Consider the following 26,883-nt stretch of genomic DNA (forward strand, 5'->3'; position numbering starts at 1 on the left):
CGGTCATTCGTTGGGTCAATGCGATTTTGCTTTTCGTTCGCTCTCTGCATTTTTCTCACGTGCCGAATAGGCATCCAGCGAGTCTATCAGCACTTTGAACTCCACGGGATGCGCTTCATAATATTTATAACTGCTGTAGAATTCATCGCGTGTAATGCCATGCACGGTCAGTACCTGCGAGAACAGCCGGATATCTTCCTTTCTTTTTCTGGCGGTGGTATCTTTTACGGTGGTCACATTATACCATTCGCCGGCCTTGATCATATCCCATACGATCAGCTTCATATCGTTCAGCGGAATATGCTTCTTTGCTTTCTTACCCGAGCAGGCCACCAGCAATACGCATACGCAATACAACACTGTTCTCATCGCAACTCCTGTTTATAGCGTGATGCATTTACAATATCCAGCGTACCCAGTACCTCTACGGCCCTGGCTTTCTGCTCTGCCGTTCCTTTTTTGAAAATACCAACGATCTCCTGGTACTTGCCCTGCATAAAGAATTCTGCGATCATGGTATTGGCATTCTCTTTTGTAAATGCCTGTAACTGCGTCAGCGCCTGTAATACACCGGCACGTGCTTCGGCTTCCTTATCATACAGTTTATCGAGACCGTTTCTGTAATAAGTATAGTAAATATCGTGGATCAGGTTATAACGGGTATTGATCATATTCTCATTCAGCCAGTACCTGTTCCGCAATCCGTCAAATACACGCCAGCCGGAAATGCCTTTGCCTTCGGGCGCATTGGTGATGATGTTCTGCGCTTTCCTGAAATAGGCTTCTCCGCCCTTTGGCGAAAACGAATCGTAGTCCAGCGCCACGATCATATAGGCATAATACGCAAACAGCGCCGCTATATTGGCTGCCGTGGCATCGGTTCCCTGAATGCGATTCTCGTTGAATTCAACCGGCTGGAACTCCTGGTATTTGAAACTGATATCAGGATCTACAAAATTGACCAGCGCCGCCTGGTAAGAAGAATTGTATACCGGTCTTGCCACCTGCACGGTCAGGGTTCCACGGTACATATTGGCATCATCCGTGCTTTCGATATTCAGGATAAAACTGCAGTTGATCCGCTCGGCGGGCTGAAAATTATCGGCCGTCCAGCGGCGGTTGTTCAGCAGGTTGTTCAATTGCTGCTGCAGGGTTAAAAACACTTTCCGGTCGGTGTTTGACGTAACACGCTGCGCGATCACGCTCACTTTTGCCTGCAACTCCTGCGCTTCCGCCCTGCCGCAAAGCGCACAGGCTAACACAGCCATCCATATGATCTTCCTAGGCATATTGCTGAATGATAAATGAAACAATCTCATGGGCGATCTCTTTTTTTGAACGCAGACCGATCACGCGCTCCTCTCCCGATCTGCTGAGGACCGTCACCTGGTTGGTATCCGTTGCAAAACCCGCTCCTTTATCGCGGAGCGAATTGAGTACGATGGCATCGAGGTTCTTCGACTGCAGTTTTTTCTGCGCGAATTCTTTTTCGTTATGGGTTTCGAGTGCAAAGCCGATCAGCAGCTGGCCGTCTTTTTTCCGCTGTCCCAGTGTTTTCAATATATCTGTTGTCTTCTTCAGCGTCAGTACCAGCTCACCCGATTCTTTCTTGATCTTTTCCGGCGCCTGGGTAACAGGACTGTAATCTGCCACTGCGGCCGACATAACGGTTATTTCCGAATCATCAAACTCCCGCTCTGCGGCTGCCAGCATATCGGCGGCAGACACCACGTCGATCACACGGATACCTTCATACGCGGCGCGCTGCCGGGTGGGGCCGGTGACCAGCACCACATCTGCGCCCTGTTCGTACAAAGCTTCCGCGATGGCGAAACCCATTTTTCCCGAAGAATGGTTGCCCACAAAACGAACAGGGTCTATTGCTTCATAGGTAGGGCCGGCGGTTACCAGCGCTTTCCTGCCTTTCAGTTTATCCGAGCGAAAAAAAAATGTGTTGAGGTAGGTGATGACCGCTTCGGGCTCGGCCATCCGGCCATCGCCGTACAGGCCGCTGGCAAGTTCTCCCCTGTTTACGGGAACAAGGTGGTTACCGTAGCCTTTGATCAGTTCTATGTTTCGCTGCGTGGCAGGATGGTGCCACATATCTTCATCCATTGCAGGAACCGCCACCACCGGGCAGGTGGCAGATAGGTAAACGGCCAGCAGCAGGTTATCGCATTGTCCATGCGCCATCTTAGCCAGGGTATTACAGCTAAGCGGCGCCATCACAAACACATCCGCCCACCTGCCCAGCATTACATGGTTGGCCCATTCATCGCCTTCGGTCAGTTCTATCGTAACCCTGTTTTTGGAGAGAGTGGACAATACAAGCGGGGAAACAAAATCCTTTGCGGCGGGGGTCATCACCACCCTTACTTCCGCGCCCGCTTTCACCAGCAGGCGAACCAGCAGGATGCTTTTATAAGCAGCGATGCTGGCGGTGATGCCGATAAGGATTTTTTTGTCGTTTAGCATACTGTGAGCGTGAGGTCTGAGACCTGAGAGAATGTATCCGCATACCTCAGGTCTGCGGTATTGCCGCAGATAAAATTAACAAAAAACGACAGCAATGTTGCTGTCGTTTCTATGATTTGAGAAAGCTTTTGCTTATCTGAACAGGTCGTTATCGTTGTTCTTCCTGTGGTACACCTTGGCCTCCATGAATTCCTGGGTGGCAAGGATAGCAGGGTTTGGCATTTTCTCGTAGGCCCTTGATATCTCGATCTGCTCTTTGTTCTCGTGGATCTCTTCCAGGCTGTCGGTGTGGCTGGCAAACTCTTCGAGTTTGTTGTGCAGTTCTTCCCGCAGGGAAATATTGATCTGGTTAGCTCTCCTGGCAATGATCGCAATAGACTCATACAGATTGCCTGTTTTAGCCTTAATATCAACCAGGCTTTTGGTTTCCACCACGCTGGCGGTATTGGCGCTAAGCTGCCTTCTTAGTTTGCTCATTCTTCAGGTTTTTTAAAATATTAACGGTTTCTGTTTTGTACTTGTTCACTTCTTCGAGGTATTTGCTTTCGGCAAACCGCTCTGTAAAATCGTTGCACTCGCTCACTACCTTTTCATAACGTTCCACCTGTTTTTCTGCCAGGCTCATTCCCGCGTAGCGGTAGTACGATTTGATCACCTGCAGTTTGTATTCATCTGCTTTCTTGGAATCGGGGAAATTCTCCGAAACGGTTCCGAAAGCGATGGCTGCCGCCTTGTAAAAACCCAGGTTATAATACAACTCCGCGCTTTTGTATTCTTTCGTTTCCAGTTTGGCGCGGCACAGGTCAATGATATTGGCCGCCTCTGCCGATCTTGCCGAATTGGGATGCGTGTTGATAAAAGCCTGCATCAGCTGCATGGTCTTATTCGTATTCGTCTGGTCAAGCTCCACTTTGGGCGACTGTTTGTAATAACAGAACGCACGCATATAATCGCATTCCTCGTTGCGCACGCTGGTGGGGAAATTCTCCACAAAGCTTTTGAACAGGTTCTCCGCGTTGGCATAGTCCTTCTGGTAATAGTAGGAATACGCCAGTTTGTAATACATATCCTCGTAGCGGGTGGTACCTTTTACATACGGGAATATGTCTTCGAACAACTGCTGCGCATACACGTATTTCTTGTTGGCATAGTATTGCTCCGCCATTTTGTACTTGTACTCGTAATCCTTACTCTTCATGATCCTGCCAAATTTATTGGCGCAGGAAGAAGCCGCAACAGACAGTACTACCAGAAACAGAGCGATCCTATTCATACAAGGGGGCGAAATTAGTTAATTGCGGGCAATTTATGCATATCCGCTTGCCCGATTCGTTAAGAAATCGCAAAAAGGGGCAGGATTCCCGGATTAGTGGATGGTGGATTAGCGGATTAGAGAACTGAATGACCATCCGGCACCAGGAACCCGACGACAAATCCACCATCCACAAATCCGCTAATCCGGAATCCGTTAGTCCGCTAAATCGTTCCCAAAAACAAAGCCACCCTGCATAACACAGGGTGGCTTCTGTATAGATAATAATGCTTATTTATTATCGTTTTCTCCTTCCTGGAGCTTGGCTTTGATCTCGGCCAGGGCACCCAGGTCGCCAAGGGTGGTTTTTTCAACCTTGGACTGGATATTCTTCACTGCTTTACGCGTGCTTTCGGATTCAGCTTTCTGCTCTTTCTTGGCAGCTTCGCGGGTTTCCGCTTCATGCTGTTCCCAGATACGGGCATGGCTCAATACGATGCGTTTTTCATTGCGGTCGAATTCGATCACCATGAACTGTGCAGTTTCGTCGGCCTGTACCTGTTTGCCGTCTTCCTTGTTCAGGTGGCGGTTAGGTGCAAAACCTTCGAGGCCGTAGGGCAACTGTACGATCGCGCCTTTTTCATCCTTGCGGATAACGGTGCCTTCGTGGAGGGTACCGATTGCAAAGGTATCTTCCAGGGCATTCCAGGGATCTTCTTCCAGTTGTTTGTGGCCTAACTGCAGTTTGCGGTTTTCTTTATCGATGCTCAGGATCATCACGTCGATCTGCTCGCCAACTTTTGTATAATCGGTGGGGTGGTTGAAGCGCTTCAGCCAGCTCAGGTCGCTGATATGGATCATACCACCGATGCCTGGTTCGAGTTCTACGAATACACCGTACGGCGTGATGTTTTTCACCAGGCCTTTGTGTTTGCTGCCTTCGGGGAATTTGGTCTCGATGGTGCTCCAAGGGTCCTGTGTCATCTGTTTGATGCTCAGGCTCATTTTACGTGCATCTTTATCAAGGGTAACCACTTTGGCTTCGTATTCATCGCCCAGCTTGAAGAATTCCTTCGCGTTGATCGGCGTATTGGCCCAGGTGATTTCTGATACGTGCACCAGACCTTCCACACCAGGCTGTATTTCGAGGAACGCACCGTAGTCTTCGATGTTCACCACTTTGCCTTTCACTACAGAACCTTCTGACAGACCTTCAGGCAGCACATCCCATGGATGCGGGGTCAGCTGTTTCAGACCCAGGCTGATACGTTTTTTGTCGTCGTCGAAATCCAGTACCACCACGTTCAGTTTCTGGTCCAGCTTCACCACTTCGCTTGGGTGAGAGATACGTCCCCATGAAATATCGGTGATGTACAGCAGGCCGTCCAGACCACCGAGGTCCATGAACGCACCGAAATCGGTGATGTTCTTCACCACACCTTCCAGTACCTGGCCTTTCTCGAGTTTGCTCATGATCTCTGCACGCTGTGCTTCGATATCGCTTTCGATAAGGGCTTTGTGGGATACTACGGCGTTCTTGATGGCTTCGTTGATCTTCACCACTTTGAATTCCATGGTCTTTCCTACAAACTGGTCGTAGTCTGTAACAGGCTTCACGTCGATCTGGGAACCGGGCAGGAAGGTTTCCATGCCGAATACGTCCACGATCAGGCCGCCTTTTGTTTTGCTGGTAACGGTACCGGTGATAACCTCCCCGGTTTTGTGTACTTCCACGATCCTCTCCCATGCACGGAAAATACGGGCAGATTTGCGGCTGAGGTGCAGGTTGCCATTGCGGTCTTCTTTCTCAACAACCATCACTTCCACTTCGTCGCCGATCTTCAGACCGGGAACATCACGGAATTCGTTCAGTGAAACCAGGCCGTCGCTTTTGAAACCGATGTTCACCACCACGTCTGTTTTCGTCATGGCCACCACACCGCCTCTCACGATCTCGCCGTCTTCGATCTGAACAAATGTACCGTCGTACACTTTGTCGTATTTCTCTCTTTCTGAAGCTGCATAATGACTTACGTTACGTTTGTCGATGCTCCAGTCGAAATCATCATGTGCTGTTTCCACAGCTACAGGTGCATTTGTTGTCGCAGTAGCAACTTCAGGTGCTGTTTCAGCGCCCGTGTTGTCCTGTGCATCTGCGTTTAGTTGTTTGTTAATGAGATTCATAAAATACCCGACGGTTTTAAATCGGGGGAGCAAAGGTAGGGAATATTGAGCAGGGGAACAAGGAATAGCGAATACCGAAGTCGAATTTTGTAATTGAAAACCAACCACTTATGAGTAATCCCGGTAAAATCTGCGAATCTGCGGCAGAAAATTCCGATAACCCGGGCTCCCGATACAATCTGTTCTTATTTTGCGGCTATGCAAGTATCCATTTTATACCTGGTGTCTTTTCTGCTGCTTTCCTTCGGCATAAAAGACCATACTGCTTCCAGGCAGCACCCGCCACAACCGGAAAAAAGCTGGGTCAGTTTATTCAACGGAAAGGATATCAACGACTGGTTTGTGAAGATACAGCACCATGAAACGGGTGATAATTACGGAAACACGTTTCGTGTGGAAGACGGGATACTGAAAGTTCGCTACGACCGGTACGATTCATTTAACAACCGGTTCGGACACCTGTATTACAAAAAGCCTTTCGCTTACTACCATCTGAAATTCGAATACCGCTTTGTTCCCGAATGGAGAAAGGATGCGCCTTCCTATACGGAACTCAACAGCGGGGTGATGTTCCATTCGCAGGATCCGCGGACGATGCCGAAAGAGCAGGACTGGCCGATATCGATAGAAATGCAATTGCTGGCAGGACTGAAAGACGGCAAACCGAGACCCACCGGCAATATGTGTTCGCCCGGAACCCATATCGTGTACCAGGGAAAACTGGATACCAGGCATTGCATCAATTCTGTTTCCAAAACCTATCCCGCCGACTATGGCTGGATAAAAGCGGAACTCGTTGTACTGGGTGATTCACTGATCACGCATATCATCAACGGCGATACCGTACTGCAATATTCCAAACCCCAGATCGGCGGCGATGTGGTGAACCGCAACGACCCCAAACAGAAGCCCGATGGAAAATTACTCAGCAGCGGCTTTATCGCGCTTCAGAGCGAAGGACAGCCGGTGGATTTCAGGAATATCAGGATTAGGGAATTAAGGAAATAGAGAACAGATGAGCAGGGAATACCGAACAGATGAACAAGGAATATCGAACAGATGATCGGATTGTGAGGGGGTGCTGATGGTTGGGCAACAGACTTAACTGATCCAGGCACAGTATTGTTTGATGGGTTTCCATTGGCTGTTTTCCTTTTTGTAAAGGGTCAGATCACCTTCGCCGCAGAGCATACCGCAGTTGTATTCGGAATAAAAAAGACAGTAGGTATCGTTCCGCAGAAAAACAGGCATCGAAAACCCGTGTACACCGGAACCGATGCGGTTATAGAAATACATCCAATCTTTACCTCCCCTCTCAAAAACGGCCTGGATACTGTCGCTGCGCAGGACCCTGGTGTTTGGTATCAACTTCTCCGGCCATTTTTGCAGGGAAGGATATTGCCGGTCACGCAAATAACTCAGTTCTTCCTTCGTATAGAAATTTGTATCGGCCAATACCTCTTTCAGGCAGCCATCGCCGGTAAGTAAGCTCGGGGCGTCCGACAGGATCAGACCGGCTCCATTCAGCCGCCGGTGCGCCACCTGCTGCAGAAAATCAATACAGGCAGCCAGGTAGGAGGCACTGTCCTTTTTCGCTGTCGGTGGCATATTACTGCCACCTGTTTGTCTGCAGGACAGTACCGTAATCAGCAAAACCGGCAGGAACAGCGATTTTCGCATAGGTGTTTTTCATACAGATGCCGCCGGAGACCTTTTTACACAAAACAACCCGTGGGAATATCCAATATCGAACAGATGAACAAGGAATATCGAATGATGAAATAGAATGTCGACCTCAAAACTCCGATCGATATTCATTATTCCTTGTTCATCTGTTCGATATTCCCTTCTCCTCTGTTCAACTCCCTCTCACAATCCCCATCTCCAGCCCTCTCAGTTCTGCAAGCCCCCTGAGTCTTCCGATAGCGCTGTAGCCGGGGTAGGTTGTTTTTTTCAGGTCATCGAGCATCTGGTGACCGTGGTCGGGACGCATGGGAACGGAAACACTGCGGCGGCGGCTCATGCGTACGATCTCTTTGATCACGGCATACATATCCACATCACCGTCGAGATGGTCGGCTTCGAAGAAATTGCCCTCTGCATCCCGCTTGGTGCTGCGCAGGTGGATGAAATGAATATGATCGCCCAGTCGCTGAATGATCCCTGTCAGGTCGTTATCGCTTCGAACGCCCAGCGAACCGGTGCAGTAGCATAACCCGTTTGCCGGCGAAGGTGCACAGTCGATGATCTCCTTTGCATCCTGCTCGGTGCTCATGATACGGGGCAGACCCAGCACGGAATACGGCGGGTCGTCGGGGTGAATCGCCATCTTCAGTCCGCCTGCTTCCGCAACAGGCACCACCTGCTGCAGGAAATAAAAAAGATGCTGTTTCAGTCTGGCGGTATCGATGCCTTCGTAATTTTTCAGTGCGGCATGTATCTGCTCTGCCGTAAACTGTTCCTTACTGCCGGGTAAGCCCAGCAATGCGTTTTTGAACAGGGTATCTTTTTCCTGCTGCGGCATCTGACCAAACCGAAGGGTGGCTTTTTCGATCTCGTCTTTGCTGTAATCCTTTTCCGCACCCGGTCGCTTCAGCAAAAAAAGATCGAAAGCCACAAACGCAGCCCGCTCGTAAAAAAGCGCTTTGCTGCCGTCGGGCATTTCGTAGTTCACATCGGTACGCACCCAGTCGAGAACAGGCATGAAATTGTAGGTCACCACTTTCAGTCCGCAGGCGGCCAGGTTGAGCAGACTGGTCTTGTAATTATCGATATGCTGCAGGTAATTACCCGACTGGCGTTTGATGTCTTCACTTACCGGCAGACTTTCGATCACGGTCCATGTCAGACCGGCGGCTTCGATCACCGATTTGCGTTTGTTGATCTCTTCCACTGTCCACACCTCTCCCACGGGAATATGATGCAGTGCGGTTACAACGCCCGCGCAGCCCGCCTGTCGTATGTCTGCCAGACTCACCGGGTCATCCGGACCGAACCAGCGCATGGTTTGATGCATTAACATAGGTATGGTTGAATTGGTAAAAGTTGATGGGTTGTTTGACATATTGAATAGTCAGGGGGAAATGGAAGACTGATTGCTGAAACGGATTGTTCATCGGAAAATCAATGACCAATGAAACATGTCAACCAGCCAATATTCCCTTTCCCCGGCAGGCTACCAGAAAATAGTGTACAGCGCTGTCAGTATCCCGCACACGATCAGCAGGCCGACGGTGAAACCGGGACTGAGTTTGAACATTTTGGTGTCCACCTCCAGTCCGTGTGGTGTAACGCCATGCCTGTTTTCTATCCTGCTGATGATCCACATACCGAGTATGCACAGGATGAATACAAAACCCATCCTGTCGAGGAAGGGTATCTCGTATACGCCTTCCGCATTGGGTACCGAGAACCCGTAAGGCTGCAGGAATGCCAGGTTGGCGAATGAGGGCAGGAATTTAAAAAAGATGGAAAAGGCAAACCCGCCCACCGTTGCAAACAGGGCCGCATTGGAAGTGGTTTTTTTCCAGAAGAAACCGAGTATGAACATGGCGAAAATACCGGGCGATACAAAGCCGGTATATTCCTGTATGAATTCAAATCCGCCTTTTTTGTCGATTCCCATGAATGGTGCAATCACCACCGCTACGATCAATGATACCACCACGGCTATTTTACCGATGCTTACGATTTTTTTCTCATCGGCTTCGGTGTTGATTTTCTTTTTATAGATATCCAGCGCAAAGATGGTGGCGATGCTGTTGGCTTTACCGGCCAGCGAAGCCACCACGGCTGCGGTCAGCGCGGCAAAAGCCAGACCTTTGAGACCGGGATTCAAAAGATTCATCATTACGGGATAGGCATTGTCCTGTACAAGTTCTCCGCCCACCATCATCTCGCTCTGAAAAGCACCTTCCTTGTACAGTACATAGGCAGCAATACCGGGCAACACCACGATCACGGGCATCAGCAGTTTCAGGAATGCTGCAAACAGGATGCCGTTGCGGGCGGTCTTAAGATCGGCGCCCAGGGCACGCTGCGTGATGTACTGGTTACAGCCCCAGTAGTTGAGGTTCACGATCCACATACCGCCGATGAGTACGGTGAGACCCGGCAGGCTGATATAATTGGCGTTATCCTGTTTGAGTATCATGTGAAAATGGTCATCCGCTTTTTGTGTAAGCAGTTTCAGTCCGCTCAGCACACCATCGCCGCCGAATTTATCCGACACCAGTGACAATGCCAGGTAAGTGGTGGCAAGACCGCCTACGATCAGGAAAAATACCTGTATCACATCTGTGTATCCGATCACTTTCATACCGCCCAGTGTAATGACCAGCGCAAACACAGCGAGGAAGATCATGCAGAGATACAGATCCACACCCGATATGGCATGTATGGCCAGTGCGCCAAGGTATAGGATAGAGGTCAGGTTCACCACCACGTACAACAGCAGCCAGAATACCGCCATGATCATGGCCACCGTGCCGTTATACCGCTGGTTAAGGAACTGCGGCATGGTGTAAATCTTGTTTTTCAGGTAAACCGGGATAAAAAATACGGCAACGATCATCAGTGTGGCTGCCGCCATCCACTCGTAAGTGGAAATGGCAAGACCCATTTTGAACCCGTTACCGCTCATACCGATCATCTGCTCCGCCGAGATATTGGAAGCGATCAGCGACGCACCGATGGCCCACCAGGTAAGCGAACCTTCGGCAAGAAAATAATCGTGCGATGCCGTGGTGCCTGCTTTTTTCTTTCTGCGGTATACCCAGTAGCCATAACTGGCCACGATTACGAAGTAAATCAGGAAAACAACATAGTCTTGTGTTTGGAGGGATTTCATATTGGCGGTTGTTTATTAGCGGTTGTCTGTCAGCCCTGTCTGCTCCACGGCATAAGGAACCTGAACAATTAGGAATATCTTTACACTTTAAACATTTTCTCACGTCTCACGTCTCACGTCTCACGTCTCACGTCTCACGTCTCACGTCTCACGTCTCACGTCTCACGTCAACTCACGATAACTCACGTCTCAATCTCACATCTCACATCTCACCATAGCTTCTCTCATTCCATCTCAGTTCATTTTTCAGTTGCGGCAGCGTGGTATTTTTATCGATGAGTACGAGTTCGATGCCTGCGATCTCCGCGAAATCGGCAAGGTGTTCGCTGGTCAGGTTCTGGCTGTAGCAGGTATGGTGCGCGCCCCCGGCCAGTATCCATGCGGTACAGCCGGTATGCATATTGGGATACGGCTTCCACAATACACGGGCTACCGGCAGGTTGGGCATGGTATGCATGGGTGCAACGGCGATGACCTCGTTTACCAGCAAACGGAAACGGTTGCCCATATCGATCACGGAAGCATTCAGCGCGGGACCGGGTGCCGAATTAAACACAAGCCGCACCGGATCGGCTTTGCCGCCGATACCCAGGGGATGGATCTCGCAGACAGGTTTTGCATCGGCGATGCTTTCGCATATTTCGAGCATATGGCTGCCGAGCACCATGCGGTTATCGGGGTTGAAATGATAGGTATAGTCTTCCATGAAGCTGTTGCCCCCTTTCAAACCGGCGGCCATTACTTTCATCGCGCGCACCAGGGCGGCCGTCTTCCAGTCGCCTTCGCCTGCAAAGCCGTACCCTTTGTTCATGAGGCGCTGTGCCGCAATACCGGGTAACTGTGTCATTCCGTGCAGGTCTTCGAAGGTATCGGTAAAGCCTTTGTAATTACCTGCTTCCAGAAACGCCTGTAATCCAATTTCTATCCTTGCGGCATCGCGAAGCGAGGTGTGCTGTTCCCCACCCTTCAGCAGGGATGCGGCAAGCGTATAGCTATCGCTGTATTCTTCCACCAGCCCGTCTACCTGCTGCTCGCTTACTTCTCCGATCGTTTTTACGAGATCACCGATGCCATAGGTATTTACGCTGTAGCCGAACTTTATTTCCGCCGCTACCTTATCGCCTTCCGTAACCGCCACATACCGCATATTATCCCCGAAACGCACAAACCTGGCGCCCTGCCAGTCGTGCCATCCGGCTGCGGCACGCGCCCATATATTGATCTTCTCAATGGATTCCGCATCTTCCCAATGGCCGGCCACCACCTTCCTGTTAAGCCGCATCCTGGTCATCATAAAACCAAATTCCCTGTCGCCATGCGCCGACTGGTTCAGGTTCATGAAATCCATATCGATCGTTGACCAGGGTATATCGCGGTTGAACTGGGTATGAAAATGCAAAATGGGTCTCTGTAAGATCTTCAGTCCGCCTATCCACATTTTGGCCGGAGAGAACGTATGCATCCATGCAATTACGCCGATGCAGTCTGCCGCAGCGTTCGCCTCCTGGCATACGGCAAAGATCTCTTCGGGTGTGGTAACGGTCGGCTTATGAACGATCGTTACGGGTATCAGCGGATGCCGGTTCAGCGAGTCTGCAATGGTCATTGCATGTGCCGCCACCTGCTGCAGGGTTTCGGAACCATACAGGTGCTGGCTTCCCGTGATGAACCAGACTTGTTTTGTTTTGATCGTTATCATGAATAATGGGATAAACTGCTTACTGATTATTTTACGGAGAACTTGTAGAGGGTTGCCTGCTGGTAGGTTTCACCGGGTCTCAGGATCGTATTGGGAAAAGCGGGCTGATTGGGTCCATCGGGAAAATGCTGTGTTTCCAGGCAGAGCCCGGCATGCTTCACGATCTTCTTACCTGTTCTGTCACGCAGGCTGCCGTCGAGAAAATTGCCGGTATAGAACTGTATACCCGGTTGTGTGGTGCGCACTTCCATCATACGGCCGCTTGCCGAATCATATAATACCGCCGCCTGTTTCCATCCTTCCACAGACGGGTTCAATACCCAGTTATGATCGTAACCACCTTTTACGGATGCGATATCCCTGCCGATTTTTTTGGTATTGGTAAAATCCATCGGCGTTCCCTTTACATCGGGGAGCTTTCCGGTGGGTATCAGCTGGTCGTTCACCTCGGTGAATTTATCGGCGTTGATCATGATCATATGATGCAGCACCGTACTGTCTTTACCGGCCGACAGGTTAAAATAGGCATGGTTGGTGAGGTTGACCGGCGTGGCCTTATCGGTTGTTGCCGAATACGATATCTTCAACGCATTGTCTGCCGTAACGGTATACAATACCACCACCGTTACCGCGCCCGGGTAGCCCTCCTCCCCGTCTTTACTCACGTAAGCCAGTTGCAGGGTGCTGTCCGTATACTGGTCGGCCTGCCAGATCACTTTGTCAAATCCTTTCAGCCCGCCATGCAGGGCATTGTTGCCATTGTTCCTGGCAAGGGTATAGGTTTTGCCTTCAAGGGTAAATGTTCCCTGTGCAATGCGGTTTGCATACCGGCCTACCAGGCAGCCGAAATAGGGGTTTCCCTTTTGCAGGTATCCTGCCAGCGAATCGTATCCCAGCACCACATCTCCCAGATTGCCCGTTCTGTCGGGCACAAACAGGTTGGTAATGGTGCCACCATAGTTGAGGATCTTTACCTGCATGCCATTGGCATTGTATAAAGTATACTGGCGCACGGTATCCCTGCCGATCACACCGTACTGCTTTGCGGTATCGCGATAGATATCACCCGAAGGTGCGTCGTTACAGGCAGCCGCAAGAACGACCGGGACTGACAGGAATACAAAAAATCGTTTCATAATGGCGGGTTATATCGTGAACGGGAGTATGGTCCGCAGCGGACCATACTCCTTTATCAACGCAGGTCTAATCGTTATGCAGCCGGCTTGCCTTTGTTCCTATTTTACCGCAACCGGTCTTTCTGCACTATATCGGTATTCATCAAAACAGCCGATCAAGCTGCGGATCGCTGTAATCGTCTATGAAAAACAGGATATTGGGGTTGCTGAACTCCTCCCTGGTATGCATGGTGGTGATCACCACAGCCTGCATACCGGCATTTGCCGCAGCTTCCACACCCTTGGGCGAATCCTCGAACACAATACAGTCTGCATAGGCAACGCCCAGCAGATCGGCGCATTTGATATAGGTTTCGGGATCAGGCTTGCTATCCTTTACATCATCCGCACTGACAATGGTGCCGAAATAATCCCGCAGATCCAGTCCGTCCAGTACAAAATCAATATTGAACATGATCGCCGCAGAACCGATGGCCATGGGAATACGCGCTGTTTTTGCCTTATCCAGGAAAGCCGGTAACCCGCCGATCAGATGAAGCATAGAGCGGTATGCCTGCTGGTATTGTTTTTCCTTGTCGTAGCTCATCAGGTTCTTTTCATCGATCGAAAAACGACCCGGGAAAACCCTTTCCAGCAACTCGTCGTTCTTTCCATAGCATTCCGCTTTCGTTCTTTCCATGCTGATTTCCGCACCGAGTGAATTCAATATCGTATGCCATGCCCTGATATGGAAAGCCATATCATCAATCATTGTTCCGTTCAGATCGAACAGGAACGCCTTCTGTTTATCCATCCTGTCTTTTCCTCAAATATAACGGTTGATCAGGTTTTCGAGGTATTCCTGTTTACCGCTGGTTACTTTGGGTTCTCCGTTTGCCACGGCATGATCGCGCAGTTGCTCGAGCGATACCTGGCCGTTTTCAAAATCTTTACCTGCACCGCTGTCGAACGATGCATAGCGATCCCTGCGTATTTTACGGTAATCGGATTTCTGCAGCACTTCGTCTGCAATCACCAGTGCGCGCGCAAACACATCCATACCGCCGATATGTGCATAGAACAGGTCGAGCGGGTCTGTTGAGTTCCTTCTTCTTTTTGCGTCGAAGTTGATACCGCCGCCGGCAAACCCGCCTGCTTCCAGGATCACCAGCATGGTTTCTGCCATTTCGTTGATGTTATTGGGGAACTGGTCTGTATCCCACCCGTTCTGGTAGTCTCCGCGGTTGGCATCAATGCTGCCCAGCATACCGGCGTCTGCAGCCACCTGCAGATCGTGCTGGAAAGTATGCCCGGCAAGTGTTGCATGGTTCACTTCTATGTTCAGTTTGAAATCGTTCTGCAGATCATACTGACGCAGGAAACCGATCACCGTTTCGGCATCATAATCGTACTGGTGTTTGCTTGGCTCGCAGGGTTTGGGCTCGATAAAGAAAGTTCCTTTGAAACCCTGTTTCCGTGCATAGTCTTTGGCTGTATGAAGAAAGCGGGCCATATGTTCTTTCTCGCGTTTCATATCGGTGTTCAGCAGGGTCATATACCCTTCGCGGCCACCCCAGAACACATAGTTTTCTCCTCCCAGGGCGATGGTTGCGTCGAGCGCCGCTTTTACCTGTGCACCGCCATGCGCCAGCACCTGAAAATCGGGATTGGTGGCCGCACCGTTCATATAACGGCGGTTGCTGAAAAGATTGGCTGTACCCCACAGCAGTTTTACACCGCTGTTGGTCTGTTTTTGTCTGGCATATTCCACCATTGCCTGCAGCCTGCGCTCGTTTTCGAGCACATCATTGGTGTAATCCACCACATCCACATCGTGAAAGCAATAGTATGGTATGTTCATTTTGGTAATGAACTCAAATGCGGCATCCATTTTATCTTTTGCCCTTGCCACCGCGTCCTGCTTTGCATTCCATGCATACAGGTGCGTGGGTTCGCCAAACGGGTCGCCCCCGTTTCCGCAGAAGCTATGCCAGTAGGCGCAGGCAAACCGCAGCCATTCTTTCATAGGCTTGCCGGCTACTACCCTGTTCTCGTCATACCAGCGGAACGCCAGCGGGTTATCGCTGTTCAGTCCTTCGAACTTCACCTGGTCTACTTCTTTAAAAAAAGTCTGGTCTCCAGTTACAACTTTCATTTTTGGTCGGTTTTATGTGTCAATTTATGCTTGTTTCTTCAATTGCTGCTCCAGTAGGCTTTTCCAGCCCTCGTACAGTCCGTTATAGGCCGCTGCGTTCGAAGGCGCCACCCATTGCAGGCATTTCATATTGGCGAACGCTTCTTTTTCGTTTGCATACACGCCTGCACCCAGTCCTGCACCGATGGCCGCGCCCACGCTGCCATCGCAGGCATACAATTCAACCGGTACGTTCAGCGCGTTGACAAATGCCTGCACAAATACATCGCTCAGGAACAGGTTGGCTTTGCCGGCCCTGATCACCGATGGCTGCAGGCCGTTTTCGCGCATGATATCCAATCCGTAACGGAATGAGCAGGCGATACCTTCCTGCACCGAACGATACAGGTGTGATGCGGTATGCTTGTTAAGATCGATGTTGTGAAAATGTGCGCCCACAGTTTCGTTGTTCAGCATCCTTTCCGCCCCGTTGCCAAAGGGCAGTACAAACAATCCCTCGCTGCCCTCGGGCGCCTGTGCAGCCGCTTCGTTCATCTGCGCATAGCCCAGCTGACCACCGGTCATGCGGCGCACCCAGTTGTTCATGATGCCGGTGCCGTTGATGCAAAGCAATACACCCAGGCGTTTCTGCCCGCCGGTATGGTTTACATGCGCAAACGTATTGACACGCGACTGCCGGTCGTATGCCAGCGTATCGCTTACGCTGTATATCACACCCGAAGTGCCGGCGGTGGCGGCCACTTCGCCGGGTTGCAGCACGTTAAGCGATAATGCATTGTTCAGCTGGTCGCCGGCTTTGTAAGACACGGGGATCCCCGGCTTCAGCAAAAGATTGCCGGCGATATCTTCCTTCAGCTGTCCGTGTTCTGAAAATACTTTCTGTATGCGCGGAACAAAGGATCTGTCGAATCCGAAATAGGAAAACACGTCTGCAGACAGCGTATCTTTCGGAAAATCCCAAAAGATCCCCTCTGATAGTGCCGAAGGCGTGGTGGTTGTTTCACCGGTAAGTTTCATCGAGATAAAATCGCCCGGCAACAAAAACTTATCTGCCTGCGCATATATTTCCGGTTCATTCTCCTTTACCCAGGCAAGCTTGGAAGCAGTGAAATTACCGGGGGAGTTCAGCAGCGAGGCAAGACAGTTTTCTTCTCCGACAGACCTGAACGCCTGGTTACCGATGTTCACCGCGCGGCTGTCGCACCAGATAATGCTGTCGCGAAGCACCTGCTGCTGTCTGTCTACCAGCACCAGCCCGTGCATCTGGTAGGCGATTCCGATCGCCCCGATGTCTTTGGAGTTGTATTTTTTAGAAGCATGCGCCTTGTGAATGGCTTCCTGCACATGCAGCCACCACATGGCGGGCGACTGTTCTGCCCAGCCCGGCCGGTGGGATACGATACCTGTTTCCGTTTCCGGATATTGTGCCGATACGATGCATTGCTGTGTGCCGGCGTCCACCACCGAAACTTTGATCGAGGAGGTGCCGACATCTATTCCTAATAATAACATGTACGCTGTTTATAAAATTCTCTCAAGTTACGTCATCGATTCGAGTGAGAAAGAAAAAGCCACCAGGGAAGAATCCCCGGTGGGACTGCCTAAATTGCTCACTATTGTAACCAAGCGTTCAAATTTTCGTTTTGGGTTCCGCCTCATTTTCCTTTCAGCCCCAGTAACAGGCTGTAAAAAGCCTGCTTTTTACCGTAGTTGTTATCGAACAGCAGCGGCGCATCTGTTTTTTTCTGGCTGGTAAGGATCCAGCTGTCGCTGTCTGCCACCCCCCATACCGTAAAGCCATGTCTTTGTGCCTGTGGCACGTTCTGCAGAAAAGAATTCAGTACATACCTGTACATATTGGCCTGCGCAGTCAGTTCTGAAGGGCCTGCGGTAAAATTGCTGTTGTCGCCGGGATTGATCCGCACATCCAGTTCCGATACCCTCAGTTTCAGGCCCGTTGCCGCCAGTTTTTTGAACGCGTTATCAATACCGGAGGTTGCCGTATTGATGCCGATATGCATCTGCGTTCCGATGCCATCGATTTTTGCACCTTTCGCTTTCAGCTCGTTCACATATGCGATCAGTGAATCCAGTTTGGCCGTGTTGGATTCCAGGTTGTATTCGTTGATAAAAAGCAGTGCGTTGGGATCGGCCGCTTTGGCATACTGGAATGCTTTCAGCGCATAATCCCTGCCCAGGTATTGCGACCAGTAAAAAAGATCGCCCGTGGTGGTGCCTGTATTGGTACGCAGCCCGCTGCTGCCGTCCATCATCGGCTCGTTCACCACATCCCAGGCTTTTACCTTACCTGCGTAGCGTGTTACCATGGTGCGGATAAACCGGCTCATGGCAGAGTCTACCGCAGTGGTCACCTGTGCCGCTGCGGGCGGGGGTGCGCTGCTGAGATCTGTGATGCTGATGTTGTCGATCGTATAGGTTCCCGATGCGGGAAAGTTAAGCCGCAGCATGGGGCTGGATTCGTTGACGGTCACATTCCATGAATAGGTATCCCATGCGGCAGTGGGCGTGATATCCAGCTGCTGGTATGCCGTATTCTGCATCACCAGCCGAACTTTGCCATTCGCAACGGATGCTTTGATATCGACAGACACACGGTATACCGAACCCGTGTTGGCAGTGAAAGCGGTGCCGATGGATTGTACGTCGTAGGCATTGGCACCCGGTGTGGTAACTGTAACCTGCATAGCTCTTGCGCTGTTATTACCCGCCACCGCCGCAAAATTCGCCGAAGCTGTTCCGCCAACCAGGCAATTCCATCCGGTAAACAAGGTACTGCCGGTACCGCTGCTGCCGGCCTCCAGGTCTCCGGAAGGCAACAGGTTGGGGCCGCCTGATCCGCCGGTTGTTAAAGAGCGCAGGTAATTGCCATTCTGGTTCTGGTGCCAGGCCAGGGTATGGCCATATACTTCCAGTCCGGCATTGCTGCACAAAGTCAGCAACTCATCCGCACCCGAAAAATTAAAACTGCCATCGTCTTTTACGATAGCGCCATGTTTCATCTGGTAACCAAAAGTGACAACAGAAGCCTCTCGTTTCACCAGGTTCGCATAGGCTTCGTTCTGTTTAAACAGCGCGTATTCTATGGCCAGGCCAAAGGGAAAACCCGCGTTGGCAACGGATTTCAGGGTGCCTACCGTATCCTGGTTAACCGTACCACCCCCTACTGTACTTCCGCCGGCAACGGTGCCGCCGCCCGATTTTTTACAGGAGATGGCGAGCAGGCAAGACAGGCCGCAGAGAAGCGCCGGCAATCTTTTTTTCATAGGAATCAGTGTAAAGAAATAACGGTCGTTCATTGCATTCAATTCTTTGGAAGAGAAAGGGAAGGTGAACAGGTTGTATTCACCTTCCTCCCTTCTGCCTCCGTTATCAGCCAATCAAAATCAATAGCCAGGGTTCTGCGGAAACTTGGGTCCTTCCACGGTACGGTCTATCTGTGTTTGCGGGATAGGACGCAGCATGTGGAACGCTTTGATGTTCACGCCGGCTTCGTTGTTCCAAGCGCTCACGCGGGTGATCAGCGACCTGGTACGGACAAGGTCAAACCATCTCTGCCACTCGCCGTAGTTTTCGCGGGTGCGTTCATCCAGGATAAAATCAAGTGTTACATCGGCTGCGGTAATCGTCATGGCAGCTGCAGCCAATGCATTCTGCGCCGCTGAATTGGCTTTGCGGTATGCAGCGCGCTGTCTTACCACATTCAGCATATTGGCGGCTTCGGCAGGTTTGTTGTCTTTGAAGTAGGCTTCTGCCGCTATCAGGTATACATCGGAGAAACGATACATCACCACCGGTCTTGTGGACGGATCGTTGAAATTGGCGCCGCGACTGGGGTCCATGAACTTTCTGACAGAAGGAAACAACTGGTTGCTCCAGAGGCTCGGCGGAATGATGATGCCTTTGAAAGGCCTGGTGCCGTCGAACTGCGGTGCGCCTGCCACTTCGGTATCGGGCATCCATATGGCCGTGTCAACACCTACCTGCATGGTATACGAGATACCGCGCTGGTTATTGGTATTGGCTGCGTTATTGGTAATGGCATTGTTGGATATCCATACTTTCTGGAAAGTGTTGTCATAACGGGAATCGTTTACGCGGTTCACGAATGCCTGGTCGAGAATATAATTCCTGCCTGCATTGGGTCCGCCCGCCATCTTCACCGTATTGGGTCTGGTACGGATATAAGGGCGGCCATTGGTGGCATCACGAACCATCAGCGGGCTCACCGTATTGTTGGTAAGCGCTCCCTGTGCGTTCTTGATGGAATTCACACCGCTGTTGGCCGGGTAGTTCCATATATAGAACCAGGGCGTGAGGTTCTGTGCCGCACCACCCGATGCAGCGCCGCCCACGGTATACTGGCCGTATTTGGGATCATTGCTGTGATCGCTCACAAACATTGTTTCCCTGCCGTAATCGTTGGCCGGCACAAAAGCATCGCCGTAATCCTGCCACAGGTCCAGGCCATAGGTTGCTTTGCCGGCGATGATACCGGAAGCGATGGTGGCTGCCTGCTGAAAATCGGTGGCGGTGTTGTTCAGCCAGCCGCGTGTGAGGTAAGCTTTCGCCAGCAGGTACAACGCGGTGGGTTTGGTGGCCGCCTTGCCGAGAAAAGGATCAGACGGTGTGTTGGGCAGATCGGCCGCGGCCTCTGTCAGGTCTTTGATGATCTGTACATACACATCGGCCACCGGCTGGCGCGAAGCGGATTTGGTGGGCGTGGTGATAAACTTGGTGTTCAGCGGCACATCGCCAAAACACTGCGCCAGGTGAAAATACCAGAAAGCCCGCAGGAATTTTGCCTGTGCCAGGTAAGCTTTTTTGGTAGCGTCGGGCAGATCGATGTTGGCGCCATACTGCAATACGCCGTTAAGCGTATTGATATCGGTGTAAGCGGTATTCCACCATCCACCGCCCGAAGTGCTGTTCAGCCCGTTATATGTGTAATAGGAAAGACCGCTGGCGCTGCCGCCGGCAAGGTGTTCATCGGTACCCGCCACTGTTTCAAGACTGAAACCTTCGGTACCCCATGCGGAACGGATATCGTTGTATACCCCCGCAATACCACCCAGCACACCGGCCGGACTGTTGAAGAACGAAGGAACGATATTGGCCTGCGGGTTCTCGTCCAGTATTTTTTTACAACCATTCGTAAACAATGCCACCGCCGCAAGTGCAGCAACACAGCCTATTTTTTTATAGCGTTTCATACAATTCGGTTTATTCATTTAGAATTTGACATTCAAACCCACCGTGAACTGGCGAACAGGCGGGTTGTTCAGGTTAACACTGATCTGGCGTCCGCCGGTTCCTGACTCGGAAGTACCCTGTGCATTTACCGCACCGCCGTAACCGTTTCCTTCCGGATCAGGTCCGAAGCCGTTCTTTACAAAAGGCGCATACACAACAAACGGGTTGGTGGTATTCAGGTAAACCCTTACGGAGCTGATACCTGTTTTCCTGAGTATGGAAGACGGTATCTCGTAACCGAGGTTGATGCTGCGGCATTTGATGAACGATCCATCCATATAACCCAATGTGGAACCAAACAACAAACGGTCGGTGCCGGCATCAGGCGCAGGGAAGGCGTTGGTGGGATTGGTGCGTGTCCAGTAATCCGTTTTGACCTGGTTAACACGGCTCTGGTTGAAGAAAGGGAAACCGTTGGCACCTCCGTCGGCAGTTATATAGGGAACAAGCACTTTCATCCCCATCCTTGCATACATCACGATCGAAAGATCAAAACCTTTATAGCTGAAACGGTTGGTGATACCACCTTCCCAGTTGGGCTGGTAGTTACCGATCACCTGCCTGTCGTTTGCATCGATCTTGCCATCGCCGTTAAGATCCTGCACACGTACCTGTCCGGGATACTGTATAGGCGATGTCTGCGCCGCAATGGTTCCTTTTGCGGAATCGTCCAGCTGCCAGATACCGATCTTGCGGAGATCATAGATCACCGTAAGCGGCTGACCTACGAACCATCCGTTGCCTGTCTGCTGTTTCTCGTCGGGTGTGGTAAGCTGCGTGATCTTCTCGCGGTTATAATAGAACACGAAATCGGTGCTCCAGGTAAACCCTGATTTGGCTTGTATGTTCAGCGTACTCAGACTGATCTCCAGACCACGGCCCTCGGTTCTGCCCAGGTTCTGGTTGGTGCTTCCTGCGCCATTGCTTGGCGGGAGCGCCACACCGAGCAGAATATCTTTTGTCTGCTGGTGATACCATTCAACGGTGCCGGTGATGCGGTTATTGAACAACCCGAAATCAAGACCGATATCGGTTTGCGCGGTCGACTGCCAGGTAAGTGTATTGTTGGCCAGCGAAGTAACCGTGTAGGCCAGTTGCTGACCCTGTGTGCTGGTTCCGAAATTATACGTGTTTGCAGAAAGCGCACCCAGTGTTGCATAGGCGCCTACGTTCCTGTTACCGGAAATACCCCATCCCCCTCGGAGTTTGAGGTTGGAGATAAACGACACATCCTTCATGAATTTTTCATTGGAGATCGTCCATCCGGCCCCGAAAGCAGGGTAGGTAAAATATTTATGTCCCGGTGCCAGCTGCGAAGCGCCGTCCACACGAACGGTACCCGTAATGTTGAAGCGGTTGTCGAAGCCGTAGTTCAAACGACCCATGTACGAAAGCAATCCTGTTTCAGAGAAATAGGTTGCGCCTGCGTTCACCGCGGGCTGACCGCTTGCCAGACCAAAATTGGCATTCTGGATATAATCTGCCGGCACGCCGGTTACGGTGAATCCGCTTCCCTGGTTATGGTCTTTGATCACTTCAAAAAGACCGGTGAAATCGAGCCTGTGTTTCTGTGCAAAGGTTCTGTTATAGGTAAGCAGGTGCTGGATATTGTAATTCCACTGCTCGGCGTTGGTAACGCTGGCATTGGAAGAACTCTGTACCGTTGCGGTATTGGTATAGGTCAGCGGACCGTTGTAACCGCTTCCGTTCGATGCATCAAAACTGAGACCGATATTCAGCCGGTATTTAAGCCCGTTGATGATCTGCACTTCGCCATACAGGGTGTTGAAAGTGCGCAAACGCCTGTTACGCGCCAGTATCGAATTGGCTTTGGTGATCAGCGTAAGCGGACTCACCACCTGCGCATCGATAGAACCAACGGCAGGGTTGATGTTTACCGTACCGTCTGCATTATACGGCGATGCCAGCGGTGTCAGTCGCACCAGCCCGCTCGGCACACCGCCGCCGCCGGGGGTATTGGAATAGGAAAGTGTGTTCAGTGTATTCAGTCCTATGCGCACCCTGCTGCCGATCTTGTGATCGATCGTGGCCCGCAGTGTGGCGCGCTGGAAATTCTGGTTGGGAATGATACCGTCTTCGCGGTAATAGCCCAGGCTCATTCCATATTGTGTGCCTTCGTTGCCGCCGGTAAGACCCAGCACATGGCTGGTGGAGAAACCGGTTTTATAGATCAGGTCCTGCCAGTTGGTAGACACACCCGCTGCCAGTGCGGCCTGCTCGGCGCCCGTAAGAAAATAGGAAGAAGTGCCCGCGCTGGTAGGCCAGGTAGAACGGTTATACAGGGCCGCATCCGTTTTGAATTTGGCATATTCGGCTCCGTTCATCACTTTGTATTTACCCATGATATTGGTGATACCGTGAAAAGCATCGTACGTGAACACCGCTTTACCGCTGCGGCCTCTTTTGGTGCTCACCAGGATCACACCGCCCGATCCGCGCGAACCGAAGATCGCCGTGGCCGATGCGTCTTTCAATATCTCCAGGCTGGAGATGTCTTCGGGGTTGATATCGTTGATGCTGCCGCTGAAAGGTATCCCGTCCACTACCAGCAGGGGGCCATCCAGTGCATCGCTTCCGCTCTGCGAAGTGGTGAGCGTACGGTTACCGCGGATACGGATAGAACCGCCCGCACCGGGTGTGGAACCGTTGCTGACAATGGTAACGCCGGCGGCCCGGCCTTTCAGCTGGCCGATCACATTGGGTGCGGGTACCTCTTTTAATGTTTTTTCACTGACAGATATCACAGAACCCGTCACATCCCTTTTTCGCTGGGTGCCATAACCCACTACGATCACCTGGTCCAGTTCCCTGTTAGCGGGAACCAGCTGGGCGTTAACGGTGCTGCCGGATCCCACACGCAGTTCCTTATCCTCATAGCCGACAAAAGAAAAAACAAGGGTGGCGTTGTTACCCGCCACCTGCAGGGAATAGGCACCCCGTGCATCGGAAGTGGTTCCGGTATTCGATCCTTTTACGGTTACAGAAGCACCGGAAACAGGTTCCCCTTTTTCGTTGGTCACCTGGCCGGTAACGGTTTTTCGCTGTGCCTGTGCCAGGGTTCCGGCAGGAAGCAAAACAGACACGCCCGCTGCCAAAAGCAGGACAAAACAGAATCGAAGCCACTGTTTCGCCCCTGGTTGCGGTCTCATAAGCAAGAATTTCATAGCTGTTGTTTTTGATAAATAATGATGATACACAATGCATGGCTGCCAACGCAGCAGAAGAAACTGGCAAACGGGTTAACTGGTATTCATGGCGGCAATCGTTAAGGTGATAGAAGAGCGGTGTGAACTGTTTGGATAATTATATTTCAATCGGTTGCATTCACCGGTAAATACCTTGCATTTACCGGTCAGAAAACTCGTTTTCCCTCTCATATAAGGCTTCAAGGGGGAAAAAAGTGGACAACCGGTGCAGCGTTTCCGGTAATGATGGTTCCGGCCCCTCCCGGCATCGGCAACCGGCTCCTTATGGGTGAAACGGGAAGCGCAGGCCGGGTGTTTTTTTGGGAAAACGGCAGATGCCAATACAGCCTTAAATGCTTTACAGTAAAGCATTTCAGCAGATATATATCAATCAGTTCTGGCATGGCAGCAATCGTTTTCTGAAGGGCGGACTATCGCCCGGATAAAGCCGGAACTAATGTCGGAAGTTTTTTTTGAAAATGCAACCGATTGCATAAAAAATATTTTTTACCGCGTCTTTACGGGGTGGATTATCTTAGGACAACCATGCCAGAGTACAGAGAGATCACCATCTATGATATTGCAAGGGAATTGGCCATCTCCCCCGCCACGGTAAGCCGTGCACTTAATAACCATCCCGCGGTTAAGAAAGCCACGCGCAAGAAAATACAGGACCTGGCCCGCCAGCTGGGCTATCGCTCCAACACTTTTGCCAGCAACCTGCGCAAGAAAAACACCCATACCATCGGCGTGATCGTACCCAGGCTGAGCAGTTATTTTATGTCCACCGTTATTGCCGGCATGGAACAGGTGGCCAGGGCGGAAGGATACAACCTGATCATCAGCCAGTCTTCGGAAAGCATGATCAAGGAGGCCGACAATGTGGACACCATGTTCAACAGCAGGGTAGACGGACTGCTGGTATCGCTGTCTTACGAGACCGATACCCTGGCCCATTTTGAACCTTTTTTCAAGAAGGGCATACCCCTGATCTTTTTCGACCGCATACGCGAACACAAGCAGTGCATGGGCATTGTGATCGATAACCAGAAAGCAGCCTACGATGCCACGAAACACTTGCTGGACAACGGTTACAGGCGTATTATGCATATCGGCGGAAACCCGATCAGTCATGTGTATGCAGAACGTGTGAAGGGCTATAAAAAAGCGCTGGGCGACTATAAAATACCCGTTGATCCAAAACTGGTGCTTACCCGCAACATGAGTGAACAGGCGGGCGTGGATGCGGCTGAGCATATACTGAAAATGAAACCCAGACCCGACGCGGTGTTCTCTGCCAACGATGCCTGCGCCATCTATTGCATGCTCACGCTGAAAAAAGCCGGGCTGCGGATCCCGGAAGACATTGCCTTTGCAGGGTTCAACAACGACCCGATGAGCAAGGTGGTGGAGCCCGGACTGACCACCATTGACTACCCGGGTTATGCCATGGGCGAAGCGGCCGCCACCCAGCTTATCAACCAGCTTACCGGTATTTCGGTGATGCAGGCAACCAATATTATTATACTAAGGTCTGAGCTGATCATACGCGGATCGTCGGCTAAAAAGAAAAGAAAAAGCTGACCGTATGCAGGGATTTCCCCCTAAATTGCAACCGATTGAATTTTATGAGCCGGGAAAAAGAGATAACGATCTACGATATTGCCAGGGAGCTTGACCTTTCTGCCGCCACCGTGAGCCGCGGTCTGAAAGACCATCCCGCCATCAACAAACAGACGAAAAAGAAGATCGCCGATCTGGCCACCAAGCTGGGTTACCGCTCCAATAACTTTGCCAGCAATCTCAGGAAACAACGCACCAATACCATCGGTGTGATCGTGCATGAACTGAACAGCCAGTTCATTACCTCCGTTCTGGCGGGCATCGAAAAAGTGACCACCGAAGCCAACTACGACCTGATCATAGGCCACTCTTCAGAAACTTTTAAGAAAGAAGCGGCCAACGCCATGAACCTTTTTCACAAAAGGGTCGACGGACTGATCGCATCGCTTGCATACGATACAGAAGACCTTTCGCATTTTGAACCTTTTGCCAAAAAAGGCATACCCGTGATGTTCTTCGACCGGGTGTTTGAACAAAGCGAGACCACCAAAGTGGTGATCAACAACTATAAAGCAGGTTATGAAGCCACGGCCCACCTGGCAGCGCAGGGTTGCAAACGCATCGCCCATATTACGGCGAACCTGAAAAGGAATGTGTATGCGGAACGCTTGAACGGATACCGGCAGGCACTGCTCGATAACCGGTTATCCTACGATGAAAAAAGGGTGCTGGTAAACGACCTCAGCGAAGAAGCCAGCGCCAAAGCCGCCCGCCAGGTACTGGCCATGAAACCCATGCCCGACGGCGTATTTATCACCAACGATTTCTGCGCCGCGGTTTGCATGCAGGTTTTTAAAGACGCCGGTAAACGCATTCCCCAGGATATTGCCGTGGTGGGATTTAACAACGATGCGATCTGCAAGATCGTGGAGCCCAAACTGACCACGGTTAACTATCCGGGTATTGAAATGGGCGAGATCGTTGCCCGTAACCTCATCAACCACCTGCATGGGGTGTCGAACATCCATCTCACCAATACCATTATCATCAAATCAGAACTCATCATAAGGGAATCGTCGATGAAGAAACAGACCTAAGGTCCGCATCCGAAGAA

The 26,883-nt window shown here is 51.1% G+C and carries 20 protein-coding genes; 3 read left to right on the forward strand and 17 right to left on the reverse strand.

The genetic code is table 11. From position 1 onward, the window contains the following. Positions 1-15: 15 nt before the first annotated feature. The 6 genes from GWC94_RS03590 to rpsA all read right to left on the reverse strand — a co-directional run bounded on the left by GWC94_RS03590 (position 16) and on the right by rpsA (position 5,809). Positions 16-369, reverse strand: coding sequence for a DUF4296 domain-containing protein (locus tag GWC94_RS03590; protein ID WP_161833657.1), 354 nt, complete (start codon positions 367-369; stop codon positions 16-18). After that, positions 366-1,289, reverse strand: a complete 924-nt coding sequence (gene porD, locus GWC94_RS03595) for a type IX secretion system protein PorD (protein WP_161833658.1) — start codon at positions 1,287-1,289, stop codon at positions 366-368. The genes GWC94_RS03590 and porD overlap by 4 nt, the downstream gene beginning before the upstream one ends. Further along, positions 1,282-2,475, reverse strand: coding sequence for a bifunctional phosphopantothenoylcysteine decarboxylase/phosphopantothenate--cysteine ligase CoaBC (coaBC, locus tag GWC94_RS03600; protein ID WP_161833659.1), 1,194 nt, complete (start codon positions 2,473-2,475; stop codon positions 1,282-1,284). Before coaBC ends, porD begins: the two co-directional genes overlap by 8 nt. A 132-nt stretch (positions 2,476-2,607) precedes the next feature. Next, on the reverse strand, positions 2,608-2,952 hold the full coding sequence (locus GWC94_RS03605) for a DNA-directed RNA polymerase subunit omega (protein ID WP_161833660.1): 345 nt from the start codon (positions 2,950-2,952) through the stop codon (positions 2,608-2,610). After that, a complete protein-coding gene (locus GWC94_RS03610) occupies positions 2,927-3,748 on the reverse strand; it encodes an outer membrane protein assembly factor BamD (RefSeq protein ID WP_161833661.1) in 822 nt (273 codons plus the stop codon). The genes GWC94_RS03605 and GWC94_RS03610 overlap by 26 nt, the downstream gene beginning before the upstream one ends. 270 nt (positions 3,749-4,018) lie before the next feature. Continuing rightward, positions 4,019-5,809, reverse strand: coding sequence for a 30S ribosomal protein S1 (gene rpsA / locus GWC94_RS03615; RefSeq protein ID WP_394367109.1), 1,791 nt, complete (start codon positions 5,807-5,809; stop codon positions 4,019-4,021). A 300-nt stretch (positions 5,810-6,109) separates the two neighbouring features. Between rpsA and GWC94_RS03620 the strand changes: the two genes are divergently transcribed. Beyond that, the gene (locus tag GWC94_RS03620; protein WP_161833663.1) at positions 6,110-6,919 is read left to right on the forward strand and encodes a 3-keto-disaccharide hydrolase; all 810 of its coding nucleotides are present in this window, start codon (positions 6,110-6,112) and stop codon (positions 6,917-6,919) included. Positions 6,920-7,012: 93 nt separating this feature from the next. On the opposite strand, the gene GWC94_RS03625 is transcribed toward GWC94_RS03620, so the two are convergent. The 11 genes from GWC94_RS03625 to GWC94_RS03675 all read right to left on the reverse strand — a co-directional run bounded on the left by GWC94_RS03625 (position 7,013) and on the right by GWC94_RS03675 (position 24,170). Continuing rightward, a complete protein-coding gene (locus GWC94_RS03625) occupies positions 7,013-7,591 on the reverse strand; it encodes a hypothetical protein (RefSeq protein ID WP_161833664.1) in 579 nt (192 codons plus the stop codon). Positions 7,592-7,769: 178 nt separating this feature from the next. Beyond that, positions 7,770-8,933 (reverse strand): mannonate dehydratase, encoded by a 1,164-nt coding sequence (gene uxuA / locus GWC94_RS03630; protein WP_317163424.1) that lies wholly within the window; start codon positions 8,931-8,933, stop codon positions 7,770-7,772. Positions 8,934-9,086: 153 nt separating this feature from the next. Next, positions 9,087-10,760, reverse strand: coding sequence for a sodium/sugar symporter (locus tag GWC94_RS03635; RefSeq protein WP_161833665.1), 1,674 nt, complete (start codon positions 10,758-10,760; stop codon positions 9,087-9,089). Between the two features lie 202 nt (positions 10,761-10,962). Further along, positions 10,963-12,459 carry an L-arabinose isomerase gene (gene araA / locus GWC94_RS03640; protein WP_161833666.1) on the reverse strand — a complete coding sequence of 499 codons (1,497 nt, stop codon included), beginning with the start codon at positions 12,457-12,459 and terminating at the stop codon, positions 10,963-10,965. Positions 12,460-12,485: 26 nt separating this feature from the next. Next, the gene (locus GWC94_RS03645) at positions 12,486-13,595 is read right to left on the reverse strand and encodes an aldose epimerase family protein (RefSeq protein ID WP_161833667.1); all 1,110 of its coding nucleotides are present in this window, start codon (positions 13,593-13,595) and stop codon (positions 12,486-12,488) included. Between the two features lie 142 nt (positions 13,596-13,737). Continuing rightward, complete coding sequence (locus GWC94_RS03650) at positions 13,738-14,388, reverse strand: HAD family hydrolase (protein WP_161833668.1); 651 nt, start codon at positions 14,386-14,388, stop codon at positions 13,738-13,740. Between the two features lie 12 nt (positions 14,389-14,400). Beyond that, entirely contained in the window at positions 14,401-15,729 is a 1,329-nt protein-coding gene (gene xylA / locus GWC94_RS03655; RefSeq protein WP_161833669.1) for a xylose isomerase, read from the reverse strand. 24 nt (positions 15,730-15,753) lie between these two features. After that, positions 15,754-17,241: a xylulokinase gene (locus tag GWC94_RS03660; RefSeq protein WP_161833670.1), complete on the reverse strand. Its 1,488-nt coding sequence runs from the start codon at positions 17,239-17,241 to the stop codon at positions 15,754-15,756. A 143-nt stretch (positions 17,242-17,384) separates the two neighbouring features. Beyond that, positions 17,385-19,127 carry an endo-1,4-beta-xylanase gene (locus tag GWC94_RS03665; RefSeq protein WP_161833671.1) on the reverse strand — a complete coding sequence of 581 codons (1,743 nt, stop codon included), beginning with the start codon at positions 19,125-19,127 and terminating at the stop codon, positions 17,385-17,387. 6 nt (positions 19,128-19,133) lie between these two features. Then, complete coding sequence (locus GWC94_RS03670; protein WP_161833672.1) at positions 19,134-20,960, reverse strand: RagB/SusD family nutrient uptake outer membrane protein; 1,827 nt, start codon at positions 20,958-20,960, stop codon at positions 19,134-19,136. An 18-nt stretch (positions 20,961-20,978) separates the two neighbouring features. Further along, complete coding sequence (locus tag GWC94_RS03675) at positions 20,979-24,170, reverse strand: SusC/RagA family TonB-linked outer membrane protein (RefSeq protein WP_202628634.1); 3,192 nt, start codon at positions 24,168-24,170, stop codon at positions 20,979-20,981. Positions 24,171-24,752: 582 nt separating this feature from the next. On the opposite strand from GWC94_RS03675, the gene GWC94_RS03680 reads away from it, so the two are divergent. Continuing rightward, positions 24,753-25,790, forward strand: a complete 1,038-nt coding sequence (locus GWC94_RS03680; RefSeq protein ID WP_161833674.1) for a LacI family DNA-binding transcriptional regulator — start codon at positions 24,753-24,755, stop codon at positions 25,788-25,790. Positions 25,791-25,834: 44 nt separating this feature from the next. Beyond that, positions 25,835-26,866 carry a LacI family DNA-binding transcriptional regulator gene (locus GWC94_RS03685; RefSeq protein ID WP_161833675.1) on the forward strand — a complete coding sequence of 344 codons (1,032 nt, stop codon included), beginning with the start codon at positions 25,835-25,837 and terminating at the stop codon, positions 26,864-26,866. Positions 26,867-26,883 lie beyond the last annotated feature (17 nt).

Source organism: Sediminibacterium soli, assembly GCF_009939225.1.
Classification (GTDB): Bacteria; Bacteroidota; Bacteroidia; order Chitinophagales; family Chitinophagaceae; genus Sediminibacterium; species Sediminibacterium soli.